At 70.3% G+C, this 18,277-nt stretch carries 17 protein-coding genes and 1 pseudogene; 14 read left to right on the top strand and 4 right to left on the bottom strand.

From position 1 onward, the window contains the following. Positions 1-18: 18 nt before the first annotated feature. The 7 genes and pseudogenes from ACWEFL_RS09345 (at position 19) to ACWEFL_RS09315 (ending at position 5,459) form a co-directional block, all read left to right on the top strand. The gene (locus tag ACWEFL_RS09345; protein WP_451709729.1) at positions 19-504 is read left to right on the top strand and encodes a nuclear transport factor 2 family protein; all 486 of its coding nucleotides are present in this window, start codon (positions 19-21) and stop codon (positions 502-504) included. Continuing rightward, positions 501-872 (top strand): YciI family protein, encoded by a 372-nt coding sequence (locus ACWEFL_RS09340; protein WP_451709727.1) that lies wholly within the window; start codon positions 501-503, stop codon positions 870-872. The genes ACWEFL_RS09345 and ACWEFL_RS09340 overlap by 4 nt, the downstream gene beginning before the upstream one ends. A 49-nt stretch (positions 873-921) precedes the next feature. Continuing rightward, positions 922-1,845: an NAD(P)-dependent oxidoreductase gene (locus ACWEFL_RS09335; RefSeq protein WP_451709724.1), complete on the top strand. Its 924-nt coding sequence runs from the start codon at positions 922-924 to the stop codon at positions 1,843-1,845. 71 nt (positions 1,846-1,916) lie between these two features. Beyond that, entirely contained in the window at positions 1,917-2,864 is a 948-nt protein-coding gene (locus ACWEFL_RS09330) for a VOC family protein (RefSeq protein WP_451709722.1), read from the top strand. Between the two features lie 136 nt (positions 2,865-3,000). Then, a complete protein-coding gene (locus ACWEFL_RS09325; RefSeq protein WP_451709719.1) occupies positions 3,001-3,942 on the top strand; it encodes a fumarylacetoacetate hydrolase family protein in 942 nt (313 codons plus the stop codon). A 337-nt stretch (positions 3,943-4,279) separates the two neighbouring features. Beyond that, a pseudogene (locus ACWEFL_RS09320) lies at positions 4,280-4,624 on the top strand (FAD-dependent oxidoreductase); the annotation flags it as partial. A 139-nt stretch (positions 4,625-4,763) separates the two neighbouring features. Then, positions 4,764-5,459 carry an FAD-dependent oxidoreductase gene (locus tag ACWEFL_RS09315; RefSeq protein WP_451709716.1) on the top strand — a complete coding sequence of 232 codons (696 nt, stop codon included), beginning with the start codon at positions 4,764-4,766 and terminating at the stop codon, positions 5,457-5,459. A 121-nt stretch (positions 5,460-5,580) separates the two neighbouring features. Here ACWEFL_RS09315 and ACWEFL_RS09310 read toward each other — a convergent pair whose 3' ends face one another. Next, positions 5,581-6,201: an MBL fold metallo-hydrolase gene (locus ACWEFL_RS09310; RefSeq protein WP_451709714.1), complete on the bottom strand. Its 621-nt coding sequence runs from the start codon at positions 6,199-6,201 to the stop codon at positions 5,581-5,583. Next, on the bottom strand, positions 6,201-7,304 hold the full coding sequence (locus ACWEFL_RS09305; RefSeq protein ID WP_451709711.1) for an S-(hydroxymethyl)mycothiol dehydrogenase: 1,104 nt from the start codon (positions 7,302-7,304) through the stop codon (positions 6,201-6,203). The genes ACWEFL_RS09310 and ACWEFL_RS09305 overlap by 1 nt, the downstream gene beginning before the upstream one ends. A gap of 902 nt (positions 7,305-8,206) precedes the next feature. Between ACWEFL_RS09305 and ACWEFL_RS09300 the strand changes: the two genes are divergently transcribed. The 7 genes from ACWEFL_RS09300 (at position 8,207) to ACWEFL_RS09270 (ending at position 15,834) form a co-directional block, all read left to right on the top strand. Continuing rightward, on the top strand, positions 8,207-9,319 hold the full coding sequence (locus tag ACWEFL_RS09300; RefSeq protein ID WP_451709710.1) for a sugar ABC transporter substrate-binding protein: 1,113 nt from the start codon (positions 8,207-8,209) through the stop codon (positions 9,317-9,319). Then, positions 9,319-10,914 (top strand): sugar ABC transporter ATP-binding protein, encoded by a 1,596-nt coding sequence (locus ACWEFL_RS09295; RefSeq protein WP_451709707.1) that lies wholly within the window; start codon positions 9,319-9,321, stop codon positions 10,912-10,914. The genes ACWEFL_RS09300 and ACWEFL_RS09295 overlap by 1 nt, the downstream gene beginning before the upstream one ends. 1 nt (position 10,915) lies before the next feature. Next, complete coding sequence (locus tag ACWEFL_RS09290) at positions 10,916-11,986, top strand: ABC transporter permease (protein ID WP_451709704.1); 1,071 nt, start codon at positions 10,916-10,918, stop codon at positions 11,984-11,986. A gap of 379 nt (positions 11,987-12,365) precedes the next feature. Further along, positions 12,366-12,791 carry a response regulator gene (locus ACWEFL_RS09285; RefSeq protein WP_451709702.1) on the top strand — a complete coding sequence of 142 codons (426 nt, stop codon included), beginning with the start codon at positions 12,366-12,368 and terminating at the stop codon, positions 12,789-12,791. Then, positions 12,788-13,666 carry an SMP-30/gluconolactonase/LRE family protein gene (locus ACWEFL_RS09280; protein ID WP_451709699.1) on the top strand — a complete coding sequence of 293 codons (879 nt, stop codon included), beginning with the start codon at positions 12,788-12,790 and terminating at the stop codon, positions 13,664-13,666. The genes ACWEFL_RS09285 and ACWEFL_RS09280 overlap by 4 nt, the downstream gene beginning before the upstream one ends. Positions 13,667-13,744: 78 nt before the next feature. Continuing rightward, a complete protein-coding gene (hisD, locus tag ACWEFL_RS09275) occupies positions 13,745-15,067 on the top strand; it encodes a histidinol dehydrogenase (protein WP_451709696.1) in 1,323 nt (440 codons plus the stop codon). Beyond that, positions 15,064-15,834: an SDR family NAD(P)-dependent oxidoreductase gene (locus tag ACWEFL_RS09270; RefSeq protein ID WP_451709694.1), complete on the top strand. Its 771-nt coding sequence runs from the start codon at positions 15,064-15,066 to the stop codon at positions 15,832-15,834. The genes hisD and ACWEFL_RS09270 overlap by 4 nt, the downstream gene beginning before the upstream one ends. 55 nt (positions 15,835-15,889) lie before the next feature. Here ACWEFL_RS09270 and ACWEFL_RS09265 read toward each other — a convergent pair whose 3' ends face one another. Further along, the gene (locus ACWEFL_RS09265; protein ID WP_451709692.1) at positions 15,890-16,561 is read right to left on the bottom strand and encodes a response regulator; all 672 of its coding nucleotides are present in this window, start codon (positions 16,559-16,561) and stop codon (positions 15,890-15,892) included. Then, positions 16,558-18,102 carry a histidine kinase gene (locus tag ACWEFL_RS09260; protein ID WP_451709690.1) on the bottom strand — a complete coding sequence of 515 codons (1,545 nt, stop codon included), beginning with the start codon at positions 18,100-18,102 and terminating at the stop codon, positions 16,558-16,560. Before ACWEFL_RS09260 ends, ACWEFL_RS09265 begins: the two co-directional genes overlap by 4 nt. Between the last annotated feature and the right edge of the window lie 175 nt (positions 18,103-18,277).

The following is an 18,277-nucleotide window of genomic DNA, read 5'->3' as shown; positions in this document are numbered from 1 at the left end:
CAACACGAGGAGGTTCCGATGACAGACTCCGCAGCACGGACCGACTACGCGCGGGACCGCGCCGAAGTCGAGGACACCGTCGCGGCCTTCGTCCTCGCCCTGGACACCCGGGACATCAAGCGCGCGGTCGGGTACCTGGCCGAACAGGTCACCTGGAACTACGAGTCCGTGACCGGCCGACCGGCCGCCGTGCTCAGCCCCGACGACCTCGAAGCCCGATGGAACGCCACCATCGTGCACACCGACGCCTCGCAGCACTTCCTGTCGCTGCCGCACATCAGCGTCGACGGCGAGCACGCGACCTGCGTCGTGCACGCCCGGGTCGAGATGCGACTGGCGAACCCCGGCGGCAGCCCCTACACGGCGACCAACGGGACATACACCTTCGGCCTGGTCCGCGCCGAGACCGGCTGGCTGCTCGAATCGGTGACGATGACGCTGCTGTGGAACGACGGCAACCCGCGCATCATGGAACTGGCGGCCGAAAAGGGCCGACGGCCATGACCGGGGCGGGAGCGAGCCCCACCGCGGGCTCGCTGAACAAGCAGTTCTTCGTGATCTTCTCCGATCCCGGACCCCGGCCCGCGGAGCTCCCCGCCCAGATCCCCGCGCACCTGGCGTACCTCATCGGCCTGGAGAAGCAGGGCGCGCTGCTCATGTCCGGTCCGTTCCTCGACGCGACGGGCAACCCCGGGCCCAGCGGCATGCTGATCGTCCGCGCCACGAGCGCCGAGGAGGCCGCAGCCCTCGCCGCGGCCGATCCATTCCACAGCAGCGGCGCCCGGACGTTCCGTGTCGAGGAGTGGCAGGTGCACCAAGGGCGCATCGACATCGCCGTCGACTTCTCGGACCGCAGCTACCACCTGCGCTGATCACAACCCTCATCCACCCGCGCGAACGGCGCACCTACCAAGGAGACACATGGTGACGACGCAAGGCTCCGACCTCACCGTCGGTCTGATCGCCCCCGGCAAGATCGGGCTGCCGTTCGCGGCGAATCTCATCGCCGACGGCTACACCGTGTGGGGCTACCGACGCAGTTCGATGGCGGACTTCGAGGCCCTCGGAGGCAAGGCGGCCGGCTCGGCACAAGAGGTCGCCGAACGGGCCGACGTCATCTTCACCTGCGTCACCTCGGCGGACGCGCTCGACGAGGTGATCAGCGGCGAACGGGGACTGCTCGCCGCCGGCCGGTCCGACCTGCTCGTGGTCGACATCGGTGCGATGGCGCTCAGCCGCAAGGAGGCCGCGCGCGACGTTCTCCGGTCCCACGGCATCACCATGATCGACGCTCCGGTCAGCGGCACCCCGCCGATGGTCGCCCAGCGCCAGGGAACGGTGTTCGCCAGCGGCGAGGAGAGCGCGCTCGAACGGGTCCGCCCGGCCCTCGCGGCTCTGGGCAGAGTCATCTCCACCGGCGACTTCGGGTCGGGTTCGAAGATGAAGTTCGTGGCCAACACGCTGACGTTCGTCCACATCACGGCCGCCGCCGAGGCGATCGCGCTGGCGAAGGCCGTGGGCCTGGACACTCAGCTGGTCATCGACACGATCAGGCCGTCCGCCGCGGCGTCGACGATGTTCAACGTACGCGCGCCGATGATGGCCGAGGGCCAGACCCGCCCCGTGAAGGGAACCGTCTCCGGCGCGGTCGAGGTCGTCGAGGCCATCATGGCCACAGCCGCGGAAGCCGACGCGGCGATGCCGCTCCTGAGCATGGTGCGGAACATCTGTGAAGCCGCCTGCGCCCAGGGCCACGGCGAGGAGGACATCGCCGTCCTCGTCTCGGTCCTGGAGTCCGAGTCGGCCAAGGTCATCACCAACGGCCTCCACACCGCGGTCGGCTGAGCCGACCGTACCGACCCATCGAACACAACGACACACCAGAGACCGACCCCACCACCGTTTGGAGCCGCACGATGTCCGTCGAAACCGAACCGCTGCAGATCCCCCGACCGGTCGAACCCACCACGAAGCCGAAGGGCCTGGGCATCTACCGCACCGGCCACGTCTCGCTGTTCAGCCCCGACCCGGCCGCCTCGGCCGAGTACGCGGTCACGCACCTGGGCTTCCAGCACGCCGGTCACGACGACGACGGCCGGTACTACCTGGCGGGCCACGGGCCGGACGCCTACTCGCTCGTCTACACGCCGGGTGTGAGCGGTCTGGACACCATCTCCTACATCGTCACCGACGACGCGGCGTTCGAGGAGGCCGCGTCGATGCTCGCCGAGGCGGGTGTGGACGTCACCCGCAACGACGAGACCTCTCCGTTCCGCCCGGGACCGACCCTGAGCTTCCGGACCCCCGCCGGTCACCCGATCGAGCTCAGGACCGGGTTCGTACCGGACGTTCCCGTCGCCGCGTCGACCCGCCGGCCCTCGGTGGCACCGGCGCCGATCGCTTCCGACCACGTCGTGTTGCGCACGGTCGACATGGAAGGCGAGATCGAGTACGTGAAGACGAGCCTGGGTCTGATGGAGAGCTCGCAGATCCAGTTGCCCGACTCGTCCGCGCTGATGGCCTTCTTCCGCGGCAGCAAGCTCTACCACTGCATGGCGCTGGCTCGCGCCGACGTGAACGGGCTGCACCACGTGCAGTTCACGGTCAAGGACGCGGCCGCCGTGCTGGAGGCGTCCGAGTCGATGACCAAGAACGGCGTCGAGATCCTCTGGGGGCCGGTGCGCCACGGTCCCGGCCACAACGTCGCGATCTACTTCCGCGACCACGTCGGGCACATCATGGAGTTCTCCTCGGAGGAGATGACCATCCTCGACGACGAGAACTACTCGCCGATGCACTGGTCGGTGACCGACCCGCGGTCCGCGGACGAGTGGGGCACCTTCCCGCCGGAGAGCTTCAAATAGCGGCAGCCCCCCCGAGCGCTCATGTCCGGTCCGCCAGTCCCGCCCTCGCAGAGGGGGACTGGCGCCGCGCACGGCGGGGAAGACCGGCCCCTCCCGACAACGAACTGCCTTCTCGACACCATTTTGGAGAGACTCGATGCGTCTCGTCAGCTACGCGGACCCGTCCGGACGACCGGCACCAGGCGTCGACCTGCCGGACCTGGGTGTGGTCGACCTGTCCCGCGTCCTGGAAGCCCACGGCGTCGTGGCGCCCTCGACCGTCGCCGACGTCTTCCGGCGCGGACAGGACTACCAGGACACCGTGCGGGGGGTGCTGGCGAAGGTCGGCGCGGAGCCCCGGCGTGCCAAGGAACTGGGGTGGCTCGTCCCTCAGCCCGCCACCCTGCTGGCACCACTGGGCGAGCGGGTCCTGATCGTGGCCGCCGGCGTCAACTACCGCTCGCACGTACTGGAGATGGGCGGGGAGCCGCCCAGGAAGGCCGCGTGGTTCGTCAAGTCGCCGCACTCGGTGGTCGGTACCGGGGCAGCGGTCCGGATCCCCGCCGGAGCCCCGGACATGGTCGACTTCGAGGGCGAGTTCTGTGTGGTCTTCGGACGCCGGTGCCACGCCGTCAAGCCGGCGGACGCGATGGACTACATCGGCGGATACACCATCATCAACGATGTGTCCGCCCGCGACGCGGTCCCCAAGGTCACCAGCGCCACCACACCGGAGGACGGGCGTTGGGCCTGGACCGACATGCTGCTCGGCAAGCAGTATCCGACCTTCTGTCCGATGGGGCCGGCCGTGGTCACCGCGGATGAGATCGCCGACCCCGAGAACCTGGCGATCAGGACCACCCTGAACGGCCGGCTCATGCAGGACGGAAACACCTCGGACCTGCTGACCGGCATCGCCGACCTCATCGGAGATCTGTCGCAGTACTTCAGCTTCGAACCCGGCGATGTACTGAGCACCGGTACGCCGGCCGGAGTCGGCATGGGCCACAATCCTCCGGTGTTCATGCGCGCCGGCGACGAGGTCCGGGTCAGCGTCGAGGGCATCGGCGAACTCGTGAACCACCTGGTCGGCCCCTGAAACCGCCCGGGGCCTGAGCCCGATCCACGGGGGTGAGGACGCCCACGTTCTCACCCCGGGTCCCGATAACGGGCCGCCGGGCGCGGAGGCGGACGCCGGGGCGGCGGATTCTCCGAACGCGGCGTGCGGGCGACTGCCGTGTCGTCACGACAGGATCTCGGCATGGTCGAGAGCAGAACGCCCGCGTCCGACGTCCGTCGGGCATGCGAACGCAAGAGCGTGTCTGCTACAGATGTCGAATTCCACCGCCCCCGGGACTCGTCAGCCGTCAACTGTCGGCTGCCCTGTCCCGGTGCTTCACTGTGGCGATCATATTCGCAGCCAGTGAGGGGGATGTATGTCAAACCAGTTCCAGACCATCGTCATCGGGGCCGGGGCGATCGGCTCCGCGACCGCGTACTGGCTCGCCGAGCGTGGGCAGACGAACGTCCTCCTCATCGAGCAGTTCGACCTCGATCACCACCGCGGCGCATCCAACGACCACTCCCGGATCATCCGGCACAGTTACCACAACAACACCTACGGTCGGCTCACCCAGGCCGCCTACGACAACTGGGACCGCCTCCACCGTGAGAGCGGCCAGCAGCTCCTGTTCAAGACCGGTGGCCTCGACATCGCGATCAACGGCACCCCGGGCGTCGAGTCCGTCGAGAACTACCGCCGTACCCTCGCCGACAACGGCCACCCCTACGAGGTCCTGGACACCGCCGGGCTCATCGAGAAGTTCCCGCAGTGGAACATCGACGAGGACGTCACCGCCACCTATCCAGGCCGACTCCGGCATCGTCGACATCCGCCGCGCCGTCCAGACCCACATCGGCATGGCGCAGTCCCTCGGTGTCACGGTCCGGGCCGACACCCCCGTCCGCCGCCTGGAGAGCTTCGTCGTCGGTGTCCGCGTGCACACCGACGACGAAGTGTTCACCGCGGACAAGGTCGTCGTCGCCACCGCCTCCTGGAGCGACGACCTCCTCGGGCCCCTCGGCGGCACCTGGAACACCACCATCAGCCAGGAGCAGGTGGCCTACTTCGTCCCCAAGTCCCTCCCCGACTACGCCATCGGCACGTTCCCGCTCTGGGTCTGGCACGCCGACGTCATGTTCTACGGCTTCCCCGTCTACGGCGAAGTCGCCATCAAGGTCTCCCGTGACGTCACCGGCAACTTCGTCACCCAGAAGACCCGCACGACGGAGCCCATCGCCGCGGAGACCGAGTTCCTCGCCGAGTTCGTCCGCAAGCACCTGCCCACCGGCCTCGCCCGCGAGCTCTACAGCAAGACCTGTGTCTACGACATGCCGCCGGACCGGGATTTCATCGTGGACGCCATGCCGGGCCATCCGGACATCATCCTGGGGCTCGGCGCCGGTCACGCCGCCAAGTTCGCGGGCCTCCTGGGCGAGATCGTCTCCGAACTCGCCGTCAAGGGCCGGTCCTCCCATCCCATCCAGGACTTCCGTGCCGATCGGCCCGCTCTGACCGACCCGGACTTCAAGCCCGCCTTCGTCCTCAAGGGCTGACCCGCGACCGCCTCCCGCCCGGCCGGATCACCATCCGGCGGGCGGCCCTGAACAGCCGACGGCCCCGGAGCCGTCCGCCGATCCTGCGCGGCGGACGGATCCGGGGCCGTGAGCGTCTCCGTCAGACGAGGTTCTTCATCTCGGCCCCGATGGTGGTGTCCGCGCCATGACCGGTGTGCACCACCGTCTCCGGCGGGAGACGGAACAGCTTCTCCCGGATCGATGCCTCGATGACACCGCGATCGGAGAACGAACGCCCCGTGGCGCCCGGGCCGCCGTTGAACAAGGTGTCACCGGTGAAGACGCGGCCGAGGCCGGGCGCGTAGAGACAGACCGCACCGGGCGCGTGCCCCGGTGTGTGGATGACGTGCAGCGCGGTACCGCCGACCTCGATGACGTCTCCGTCGTGAAGGTCGACATCCCAGGTGTTCCCCGACTCCTCGGGACCGTGGGTCAGCTCCCACAGCGGCCTGTCGGCCGGATGCAGCAGAAGAGGCGCGCCGGTCCTCTGGCGCAGTTCCGGCGCCGCCCGCACATGATCGTCATGCGCATGCGTGCACACGACGGCTTTCACCCGTCGGTCCCCGGCCACCGCGAGGATGTCGTCGACGTCGTGCGGAGCGTCGACGACCACACACTCGACGTCGTCGCCGACGACCCAGATGTTGTTCTCCACCTCGAAGGTCTGCCCGTCCAGAGAGAACGTCCCGGCGCTGACGCCGTGGTCGACCCGCGCCGCCATCAGAAGACCACCACCGAGCGCAGTACGTCGCCGTCGTGCATCCGGGAGAACGCCGCCTCGATGTCGTCGATGCCGATCTCCTCGGTGACGAACGCGTCCAGATCCAGGCGTCCCCGCCGGTACAGGTCGACCAGCATCGGGAAGTCCCGCGAGGGAAGGCAGTCGCCGTACCAGCTCGACTTCAGGGCCCCGCCGCGACCGAACACGTCGATGAGCGGAAGGTCCGGAACCCGCATGTCCGGGGTCGGCACGCCGACCAGAACGACGGTCCCGGCCAGGTCGCGAGCGTAGAACGCCTGCTTCCACGTTTCCGGCCGGCCGACCGCGTCCACGACGATGTCCGCACCCTCGGCTCCGGGGCAGCGGTCTGCCGCGATCTGTCGGATGCGCGCGACCGCGTCCTCCTCGGAGGAGTTCACGACGTGCGTCGCACCGAGCTTCCTGGCGGCATCGAGCTTCTTGGGGTCGATGTCGACCGCGATCACCGGGCTTGCTCCGGCCAGCGCGGCGCCGGCCACGGCCGCGGCTCCGACACCGCCGCAGCCGATGACGGCGACGGACTTGCCGCGGGTGGCGCCGCCGGTGTTGATGGCGGCACCGAGGCCCGCCATCACACCGCAGCCGAGCAGACCGACGGCCGCGGGGCGGGCGGCGGGGTCGACCTTGGTGCACTGACCGGCCGCGACGAGCGTCTTCTCCGCGAAAGCGCCGATTCCCAGGGCCGGCGACAGTTCGGTGCCGTCCTCGAGGGTCATCCTCTGCTTCGCGTTGTGCGTCGCGAAGCAGTACTGCGGCTCGCCGCGGTCGCAGGCGCGGCAGTCGCCGCAGACCGCGCGCCAGTTCAGGACGACGAAGTCGCCGGGGACGACCGAGGTGACGTCCGGACCGACCGCTTCCACGACACCGGCGGCCTCGTGTCCCAGAAGGAACGGGAAATCGTCGTTGATGCCGCCCTCGCGGTAGTGCAGGTCGGTGTGGCACACCCCGCACGCCTGGATCCTCACCACGGCCTCTCCCGGACCGGGGTCCGGGACGTTGACGGTGACGACCTCGACGGGAGCGCCTTTGCTCCGTGCGACGACTGCCTTGACCCGCTGTGCCATCTGACTGCTCCTCTGGTAGGGATCCCCAGCTAACCGCGGCACCTGTCCGAGGGCGATAGACAGCCGTAGAACGTCCCGGTGGCCCCCCTCGTCATCTGTCGAAGACGGGGCAGGCCATCCCCGTCACAGCCGTCCCCGTCTCAGGCATCGCCGGCTGAGCTCCAGGGCCGTCGACGCTCCAACTGCACCTGCTCCGACGATGATCGCGTCAACCGTCGTACCCATGCAGATCCTCCTCGAGTCCGAATGCGACCTCAGTCTCATCAGGACGACCGGGTGCGGCGACGGACTGCGTTCGAAGGCCCGACCCCAACTGTTCGACAGTTGTAGGGCGGCGTCGGCGGCCCGGACGCGGCGGCTGCGGGGCGACGACCGGCCAGGCGGACCCCCGACAGGCCCGTTCGCGCGGGGAGCGCGGGAACTCCCGAGGCCGGCACGTCCGAGGAGGCGCCTTCCGGAGCCTCACCGATGGCAGGGAAGGCGGCCTGAACGCGGCCCGGCCGGTGGACAGGTGCGCCCTCGGTGCGGCCGGCGGCGATGCCCTGGCCCCGCTGACCAGGGCCGCGCAGGGGATCCGGCCCTTCGGGGCGGCCGTTTCCCGGTGCGACGAATGTCGTAGGGCGCCTTGCCGGGAATCTCGGGTCCTTCCACCGAAACAGCCGATTCAGGCGCGTCGCGTGGACGATGTCGCGGCTCGCCGGTGCGGCCAAGCTGACCGTTACACCCCGTCGGCAGGGACGACGACGCGGTCGGCGGTTCCGGGCAGTTCGCCCGGACCACCGGCGGCGGCTCCCGCCGCGGACCGCAGCCACCGGCGAGAAGAGGCAACCGTGTCCATCACCAGCGATGATCGTACGCCCCGAGTGTCAAGAGCCTTCCCCCGCTCCTGGAGGACCCACGCCGTGGCGGCCATCGCCGTCGCGGTCTCTCTGACCGTGACGAGCTGTGCGGGCGGCGACGGCGCCGGCGGCTCCGGGGCGTCGAAGGGTGACGCCAACATGGCGGCGGCCCAGGAGGTCGTCGACACCTACTCCGAGCCCACCCGCTTCCCCGTCGACCAGCCGCTGGCCAGAGGACTGGCGCCCGGCCAGCGCATCTCCTTCCTGCAGTGCGCCTCCCCGTTCTGCGCCCTGCTGGACCAGCTCTACGACATGGGGACCGAGACCATGGGCACGGAGCCGGTCGAGACCGTCAAGAGCGGCCACTCCGCCGACGGTGTGCAGTCCGCTCTCTCCTCGATCGCCGCCGACGACCCGGCCGCGCTGCTGCTGCCCGCGGTCAACCTCGGCGCGGTCGGCGCGAGCATCAAGAAGCTCGACCAGGAGGGCATCCCCATCATCGGAGCCGGTGTGATGGGAGGCCCGGAGCAGGGCATCGACGCACCGGTCAACGGTCCGGTCAACTACGAGCGGCACGGCACGATCCTCGCCGACTGGGCGATCGTCACCGCGGGCGGCGACGCGGACATCGTCTGGTACCGCAATCCGGAACTCGACTTCACGAAGGTCGCCACGGACGCGTTCACGAAGGAGCTGAAGAAGAACTGCCCCGCGTGCACGGTGCGTTACGTCGACATTCCCCTGTCGGCCATCGGCACCACCGCGCCCAGCCGAGTGGTGAGCGATCTCCAGGCCAATCCGGACACCGACGTCGCCCTCTTCAGCAGCCTGGAGACCGCCACCGGGCTGCCGCCCGCGCTGCGCAGCGCGGGCATCACCGATGTGAAGATCGCCGGCTCCGCACCCGTGCCGGCCAATCTCCAGGACATGAAGAACGGAGGCATCGACGCCGCGGTCGGCCTGGACGCGGGCGTCCTCGCCTTCACACAGCTCGACGCGGCCGTACGCCTGGCCACCGACCAGCCCCTCACCGATGCGCAGAAGGCCGGTGACGTACCCCTGCAGCTGATCACCAAGGACAACCTCCCCGCGGACGTGAGCAAGGGCTTCTCGGCGTACCCGGACTTCGTGCAGCGCTTCTCCCAGCTGTGGGCCAATGCGAGAAAGGCCGGCTGATGGGCGGATCCGCATCCCGGGCCCCCCGCACCGCCGACACGGCCGGCGCCTCGGTTCCCACCGCACACGAGAACGACACGCCGACGGGCCGGGACCGCAGCGGCGGCGCGCGACCGCTGCTGCGCGTTCACGGGCTGTCCAAGTCCTTCGCCGGGACCAGAGCCCTGGACGGCGTCGGCTTCGAGGTCTGCGCCGGTGAGGTCGTGTCGGTCGTCGGACAGAACGGCTCCGGCAAGTCCACGCTCGTCAAGGTCCTGGCGGGCATCCACACGCCCGACCCGGGCGCCGTGATCGAACACCAGGACCTGCGGTTCATCCACCAGGACCTCGGCCTGGTGCCCGGTCTGTCGACGATCGAGAACCTGGACATCGCCCGCCCGCTCGGGCGGCGGGGCTTCCGGCCGGCCAGGGCACGCGAGGAACGCCTCGCGGCGGAACGGATGATCCGCCGGTTCGGCGGCGATTTCGACGTCACCGCGCCCATCGCCGGGATCACGGCCGCCGAGCGGACGATCGTGGCCATCGCCCGCGCCATGAGCGACTGGTCGCCGACGGGCAATGTGCTGGTGCTCGACGAGCCGACAGCGGCGCTCGGCGCGGCCGAGGCCGGTCTGCTCTTCGACGCGGTACGCAGGGTGGCCGCCGAAGGCGCGGGAGTCGTCTTCATCTCCCACCGACTCGACGAGGTACTCGGGCTGTCGGACCGCGTCGTCGCCCTCCGCGACGGCAGGCTCGTCGCCGATGTCCCGGCGGGCGAGGTCGATCACGACAGGCTGGTGACCCTGATCGCGGGAAACGAGCCGGCCGAGTTCCGCATGGAACACTCCGACGAGCGAGGCCGCCGCGCCCTGCGGGCCCGCGGCCTGGTCACCGACGTCCTGCACGGCGTGGACCTCGACATCCACGAGGGCGAGATCGTCGGAGTCTGCGGGCTGCTCGGCTCGGGGCGCGAGCATCTGGCGGCAGCCCTCTTCGGCGCCATCGACCGGCACGCCGGTTCGGTGACCGTGGCCGAAACCCCCCTCAGAAACGCCGACCCCGCCCACAGCATCCGGCACGGCCTGGCCTACGTGCCCGCCGACCGGTTGCGCCAGGGCGCCGTCATGACCATGACGGCGACGGAGAATCTGACGCTTCCCCGGCTGCGTCCGCTGCGCGGCGCGTTCGGACGACTGGACCGGACCGCGGAACGGAGCGAGGCGAGGACCTGGACGGAGCGCGTCGCGCTGCGCCCGCCGCAGCCGGACCGGCCGCTGCGCCTGTTCTCCGGTGGCAACCAGCAGAAGATCGTGATGGCCAAATGGCTGCGCGTGGCACCTGCCGTGCTGCTGCTGGACGAGCCCACCCAGGGCGTCGACATCGCCGCCAAGGCCGGCATTCACGAACTGATCGCCGAAGCCCGGGCGGCCGGCACAGGCGTTCTCGTCTCCTCCACGGACACGGGGGAGATCCTCGATCTCTGCGACCGGGTCCTCATCCTCCGCGACGGCAGGGTGAGTGCCGAACTCGGTCGGCACGAACTCAGCGAAGCCCGCCTGATCAGCGAAAGCCTCGGACTGTCCACGACGTCCGCGCCCAGCGACCCACGTGATTGAGATGAGCCACATGACCGTCATCGACGACACCGAGACGCGCACCGAGCGCCCGTCACCCGAACCCCCGCGCCCGCGCAACCGACTCCGTGAGGCCCTGTCCTTCCGCAGCATCAGCGCCCTCTACATCTTCGCCGCGCTGTTCCTGCTGTTCTCCCTCTGGGTGCCCGACACCTTCCTGGACGCGGACACGTGGAAGGCCATGCTGGACGACCAGGCCGTCACGGCGCTGACCGCGGTCAGCCTGGTCATCCCGCTGTCCGCCGGTGTCTTCAACCTGGCCATCGGGTCCCAGGTCGCCGTCGGCTCGATCCTGTCGGCGTGGCTGCTCTCCGAGCATCTGCCGATTCCCGCCGCCGTCACGCTCACCCTGGTCGCGGGCGCCGCCATCGGCCTGGCGACCGGACTGCTGATCGTGCGCGCCCGGATCGACTCTTTCATCGCGACCCTGGGTGTGTCCTCGGTGCTCCTGGCGCTCACGACCTGGATCTCCGACGGCCAGCAGATCCTCGACCTCGGGGCCGCCTACCAGAAACTCGCCACCGGGCAGTTGTTCGGCGTCACCTACCCCGTCTACTTCCTGGTGCTCGTGGCGCTGGCCGTGTGGTACGTCCTGGAACGCACTCCCGCGGGCCGCCGGGTCTACGCCACCGGTGGGAACCTGGACGCCGCTCGCCTGGCCGGTGTGCGCACCTCCACCACGATCGTGCTCACGCTGATCGCCTGCGGAGTGATCGCCTCCGCCGCCGGCACCCTGGTCTCCTCCCGGCTGGCCACCGGGGACCCGAGCATCGGCCCCGGCTATCTGCTGCCCGCGTTCGCGGCGGCGTTCCTGGGGTCGACGCAGTTCCGAGGCGGCCGTTACAACGTGTGGGGCACCGTCATCGCGGTCTACGTCCTGGCGACCGGAGTCAAGGGACTGCAACTCGCCGGGGCCCCCGTGTGGATTCCGGACCTCTTCAACGGGCTGGCGCTGCTGCTCGCCGTCGGGATGGCCGTGCGGCGGGACACCACGAGCCGTACCTCGGCGATCGCCCGTCTCCTGCGGCGGCGAAAGTCGGCGCAGGAGGCATGACGGGTCGGCCGCCCCGCCCCGCGCGGGAGCGGCCCGCCGCGACACGGCCCCCGGCCCGCAGCCACCCACCCCGTACCGGTTCATCGGGTGGGTGCGGGTGCCGGGACGGAGGCAGCGCGGCCGCCCCGGTGCCGGGGTGCAGGAAGGCACACATCCGGGGCGCTGCCGCGGGCCGCGGCAGCCGCGCCCGCAGCGCCCGAGTTCAGACCCATGACCGGCACGACAAATGTCCGGTCGGCACTGTCCGCGAGAGCCGCCCTTCAGGCCGTCGGCAAGACGATCTCCCCGAGGGCGACGCGGACTTGACCGGAGCGGCCCTCCCACAGGGTGAGGTGCCGAGTTCGAAGCGTCCAGGGGGACAACCGTGAGGATCAACCGGATGCCCGACGGCATCGTGACGGCGCTGCTCGTCGTCGACGACATCCGTGTGCGGGAGGCGATGAGGGACCTGTTGTCCGCGGCGGCCGGCTTCCGGCTGGTCGCGGCGGTCGCCGATCCCGCCGAGGCCGTAGAGCACGCCGCCCGTCACACACCGGACATCGGCATCGTGGATCTCTGGTCCTCCGCCGACGAGATTTCGAGAGGACTGGATATGGTCACGGCCTTGTGCCGGCACGAGGTGGCGGTGCTCGCACTGACCCCGCGGGAGCGGGTCGGAGCACTGGCCCTGAAGGCCGGAGCCGCCGCCTTCGTCGACAAGGGCTCCGGACCCGACGAGGTCCTGGAAGCAGCCCGCAGCGTCGCGGCCGCCCACCGCGGCGCGCCGACGGCACCGCGCGGCGAGAACCGGGAGGACCAGGTATGAGCGACGCCCGGCCGACCTCCGCCCCGGCTCCGCTCCGGCTCGGCGAAGACATCGTCTACCCCGAATCGCCCCGGTGGAGGGACGGCGCGCTGTGGTTCTCCGATGTGCACGACTACGCCGTCAAGCGCGCGACCGCCGACGGCACCGTACACACGGTCGTGAAGGTCCCCGGCCGCCCGGCCGGTCTGGGCTTCCTGCCCGACGGCCGTCTGCTGATCGCCGGCGCGCTCGACCGGTGTCTGTGGACGTGGGACGGCAAGGACCTCGCCCTGGCCGCGGACCTGAGCGGGCTGACCCGCGGTCTGCTCAACGACATGGTCGTCGACGGCGATGGACGGGCGTTCGTCGGCGACACCGGTTTCGACCTCATGGCGGGCGAGGACCCACGGCCCGGTCAGGTGATCCTCGCCGTCGAGGATCCCCGTACACGCGAGTTCCGGACCCGGGTCGTGACCCGTGACGTGGTCTTCCCCAACGGGGCGGCCGTCTCCCCGGACGGCCGCGCGTACTGGGTGGCGGAGACGGCCGCCCGCCGTGTCTCCCGCTTCCGCGTCACCGCCGACGGCGACCTCGTGGAACGGAGCACCTTCGCCGAGCTGCCCGACATGCCCGACGGCCTCTGCCTCGACGCGACCGGCGCCCTGTGGGTGGCCCTGCTGCGGCGTGGGGAGTTCCGGCGGATCGGCGCCGACGGGACCACGACGGACATCGTGTCCGCGGACGGACGGCTCGCCGTGGCGTGCACCCTCGGCGGGCCCGACCGGCGGACGCTCTTCCTCTGCTCGGCCGCCACCACCATGGCCGACCTCGCCCGCGGTGTGAGCAGCGGGCGGATCCACACCCTCGGCGCGGCGCCCGGCGCCGGCTGGCCCTGACCGCCGCCGGTATCCCGCTCTCCCGCACCGTGCCTCCGGCGCGTACCCCACACCCTCGTACACCCACAAGGAGTTTCCATGCCCCAGACCATCAAGGCCGCGACCTCGCCCAGCGGCGCCCGCGTCACCGACGACCGCGTCAAGGAGACCGTCGCCGGAGTCATCAGTGACATCCGCACCCGGGGCGACGACGCGGTGCGCGCCTACTCGGAGAAGTTCGACAACTGGTCTCCCGCCTCGTTCCGGCTCTCCGAGGACGAGATCCGCCGCATCACCGCGGGCGTGCCCGAGACGACGCTGGACGACATCCGCACCGTGCAGGGCAACGTACGCGCGTTCGCGAAGGCGCAGCGCGAGTCCATCCGCGACTTCGAGACGGAGACCATGCCGGGCGTCTTCCTCGGCCAGCGCAACATCCCCGTCGGGGCGGCCGGCGCCTACGTACCCGGCGGACGGTATCCGCTGGTCGCCTCCGCCCATATGACCATCGTGACCGCGAAGGTCGCCGGAGTGGAACGCACGGTGGCCTGCACTCCGCCCATCAAGGGGGAGATCCCCGCCGCCACCGTCGCCGCCATGTCCCTGGCGGGCGCCGATGAGATCTACCTGCTCGGCGGCGTGCAGGCGGTGGCCGCCATGGCGGTCGGCACCGAGACCATCGGGCGCGTCGATCTGCTGGCAGGACCCGGCAACGCCTATGTCGCCGAGGCCAAGCGGCAGCTCTTCGGCGAGGTGGGCATCGACCTGTTCGCCGGCCCCACCGAGACGCTCGTGGTCGCCGACGAGCACGCCGACCCCTTCGTGGTCGCGGTCGACCTGCTCTCCCAGGCGGAGCACGGACCGGACTCGCCCGCCGTGCTCGTCACCACCAGTGAGCAGGTGGCGCGGAAGACGGTCGAGCACATCGAGGCACTGCTTCCCACGATGCCCACCCGGGACTACGCCGGTCCCGCATGGCGGGACCACGGACAGGTCCTCGTGGTCGCCGACCTCGACGAGGCGTACGCCGTCGCCGACGGTTTCGCCAGCGAGCACGTGCAGATCCTCACCCGGCGGCCCCGGGAGGCGCTGGAGCGGATGCGCCAGTACGGGGCGCTGTTCCTGGGCGAGGGCACCTGTGTCTCCTACGGCGACAAGGTCATCGGCACCAACCACACCCTGCCCACGCGGGGCGCGGCCCGCTACACCGGCGGTCTGTGGGTGGGCAAGTACCTCAAGACGGTCACCTATCAGGAGGTGGTGAACACCGCCTCCAGCGCGGAGCTGGGGGAGCTGTGCGGACGCGCCGCACGGGTCGAGTTCTTCGAGGGCCACGCCCGCTCCGGTGACGTCCGGGCGGCGAAGTACGCGGGTGCCGCCCTGCCGTGGGCCCCGGACGTCTACCGGGCCGAGTCGGCATGAGCCTGCTCACAGGGCGGACGGCCCTGGTGACGGGAGCCGGCAACGGCCTGGGGCGGGCCATCTCGCTCGCCCTGGCCGGTGCCGGGGCACGGGTGATCCTCACGGGCCGCACCCCGGAGAAGCTGGAGAGGGTGGCACGGGAGATCGGCGAGAAGGGAGGCGCCGCACGCACGGCGGTCTGCGACACCTCCGATCCGGCCTCCGTGGAACGGCTGCGCGCGGAACTGGCCGATGAAGCGATCTGCACGCTGGTCAACAACGCCGGGGTCGCGGGGCCGGTGGCCTCGCTGATCGACATCGACCCCAAGGACTGGGACGACGTCTTCGCCGTCAACGTACGCGGGGTCTTCCTCGTCTGCCGGGCGTTTCTGCCGGCCATGATGGCGGCCGGGCGCGGAGACGTGATCAACATCGCCTCGGTGACCGGTAAGCGACCGCTGGCCCGCCGCACGCCCTACGCCGCCTCGAAGACCGCCGTACTCGGACTCACCGCGACCCTGGCCTTCGAGGCCGGCCCGTACGGCGTGTCCGTGAACAGCCTCTCACCGGGGCCGGTGAAGGGACCGCGCATGGAACGCAACTTCCGTCTGGAAGCGGAGCGCACGGGCAGTGACGCCGCCGCCGCGGAGGAGGCTTTCGTGTCGCGTTCCGCCCTGGGCCGGATGGTCGAGGAGGACGAAGTGGCCGCCGCGGTGGTGGCCATGCTGGGGATGCCCGGAATGACGGGCGCCGACGTGGACCTCTCGGCCGGGATGATCGCCCGCTGAGAGCCCGGAGGCGGCACGGCCTGGCGTCGGCGCATCGCGCCGACGCCAGGCCGTTTCACTGCGCCGACGTCATTCCCTGGCGGATGGCCCAGAGCGCCGCCTGCGTCCTGGACGTCACCCCGATCTTCAGCAGGATGCTGCTGACATGGGTGCGTGCCGTACGCTCGCTGATCGTCAGGGCATCGGCGATGTCCCGGTTGCTGTAGCCGTCGGCGACCAGGACCAGCACCTCGCGCTCGCGCTGACTCAGGGACGACAGCCCTTCGGACACCCCGGTCAGCGCGCGTGTGATCTTGCGTGCCACGGCCGTGTCCAGGTGGGTCTCGCCGACTGTCGCGGCCCGGATCGCGGTCGCCACCTCGTCGGCCTCGGCGTCCTTGAGCAGATAGCCGGACGCCCCGGCGGCCAGCGCGGCGCGGACCCGTTCGGTCTCGCTGAAGCTCGTCATCGCGACCACCTCGACGCCGGGGTGGCGTTTCTTGATCGCCTGGATGCCGGACACCCCGTCGAGCCGGGGCATCACCAGATCCATCAGCACCACGTTCGGCATGACGTCCCGGAGCGCCGCCGTGGCGAGGAAGTCGAGTGCGGCCTGAGCGTCGCCTGCCTCTCCGACCACCTCCATATCGGCCTGCAGGGACAGAAACGCCTTCATGCCCTGCCGCACGACGACGTGGTCGTCCACGACCAGCACCTTGATCGGTTCAGGTCCCGCTTGCCCGCTCATCGCGCCGTCCCTTCTCTCTCCCCGTCGTCGGGGGAACGCAGTACACCTGGAATCTCGGCCCGTACGGTGGTCGGCCCGCCGGGGGCGGAGTCCACCGTGAACGTGCCGCCCAGGCGGGTGATCCGCTCGGACATGGAGACCAGTCCCAGATGGCCCGGGTACGGTATGTCCGGGTCGAAGCCCCGGCCGTCGTCGTGAACCTCGATCAGCAGATCCCGCCCATCCGTGCCCTCGCACCGGATACGGACGTCCAGCTGCCCCGCCTCGGCGTGTTTCACCGCGTTGATCATCGCCTCGCTGACCATCCGGTACAGGTCGGTCTCCTGCTCGGGGAGCAGCGGCAGGGGAAGCTGCGGGCTGTCCACGACGACGGGCAGATAGTGCCGGGCCTCGATGGCGGCGGCGCTCCGCCGCACGGCGGAGACCAGTCCCTCTTCATGGAGGGCTTCGGGACGGAGCTGGAAGATCAGCGCCCGCATCTCCGCCAGTGCGCCCTGCACGAGGTCGCGCAGTTCGCCGAGGCCCGCCGTCACCTCCGGCATCGGGGGAGCGGCCTGTTCGGCCAGCATCTGCACCGCACGGCTGCGCAGCGTCATGGAGAACAGCGCCTGGCTGACCGAGTCGTGCAGATCACGGGCCAGACGGTGCCGTTCGTCCAGGGCGGCCTTCGCCTCGACCTGGACCAGCAACCGCGCGTTGTCGACGGCCACGGCGGCCTGGTCGGCGATGGCCGACAGAAACGCCAGGTCGGATTCGGAGGGGTGCGTTCCCTTGAGGTAGAAGCCGTTGAAGACTCCCACGATCGTGTCGCGCACGATGAGCGGCAGTACGGCGATGGTGTGCCAGCTCTGCCGCTGGCTGATCGCGTGCAGCGGTGCGAAACGTTTATCGGCCAGGGTGAAGTCCCGCCATCCTTCGATCACGACGGGCTTGCCGGTCCGGAAGACCTCCGCGGAGAGCAGGGGCGCCCCCAGTTCCCGGCATGCCTTGAGACGGTCCACATAGTCCGGGGTGCCCGGGTAGTCACCGCACGTGCCCACCTGCCGCAGCTCGCCCTGGTCATCCATGATCAGAAACGTGCACGCCTCCATACCGGACGCATGCCGCACGTCCCGCGCCAGGGAGTCGAGGCCGGTGGTGAGCGACTCGGCGAAGGCGATGCTCGCGGAAGTCCGGCTGAACGCCTTGAGCCGCCGCTCCTGGCGCCGGGCGTCGGTCACATCGCGGAACCGGACGATACGAACGACGCTGGCCGCCGCCCGTACCAGCGCCGGCATGTACTCGATCTCCCGGTCCCCGAGGGCCACGACAGCCATGACACCGGGTTCGGCATCGACGACGGGGAGTGGGAAGTCGGCGGCGGGCAGGGCGCACAGCTCCTGGAGCCCACGGCCCAGAATGTGGCAGCCCGCCTCGTTGACGTGCTGAAAGTGCTCTCCGTCCGGGCCGAGCACGGCGATTCCGTCGACGGCGCTCTCCACCAGTTCGACGAGTACCGCAAGACCCATGTTCTCGAGGGACACGATCGAAGCGTGCCCCATGTGCCCCCCTTTCGCATAGGGCAAATGTCCTGTCCGCGGTTGCCCGGCAGGTCGGCCGATGAGGCCGGGTCCGCGCGTGCGCTGAGCGTCAGCCGTCGGATGTGCGGGGCGGTGGTCAGGCCGGAGACTCGCGTCACGCCGGTGTGACGCCCCTGTCGTGCGGCCCACCGGCACT

The sequence above is a fragment of the Streptomyces sp. NPDC004838 genome, from assembly GCF_053600955.1.
The sequence above is the reverse complement of the archived record's forward strand: the minus strand, read 5'-3'. Positions and strand labels throughout refer to the sequence as shown.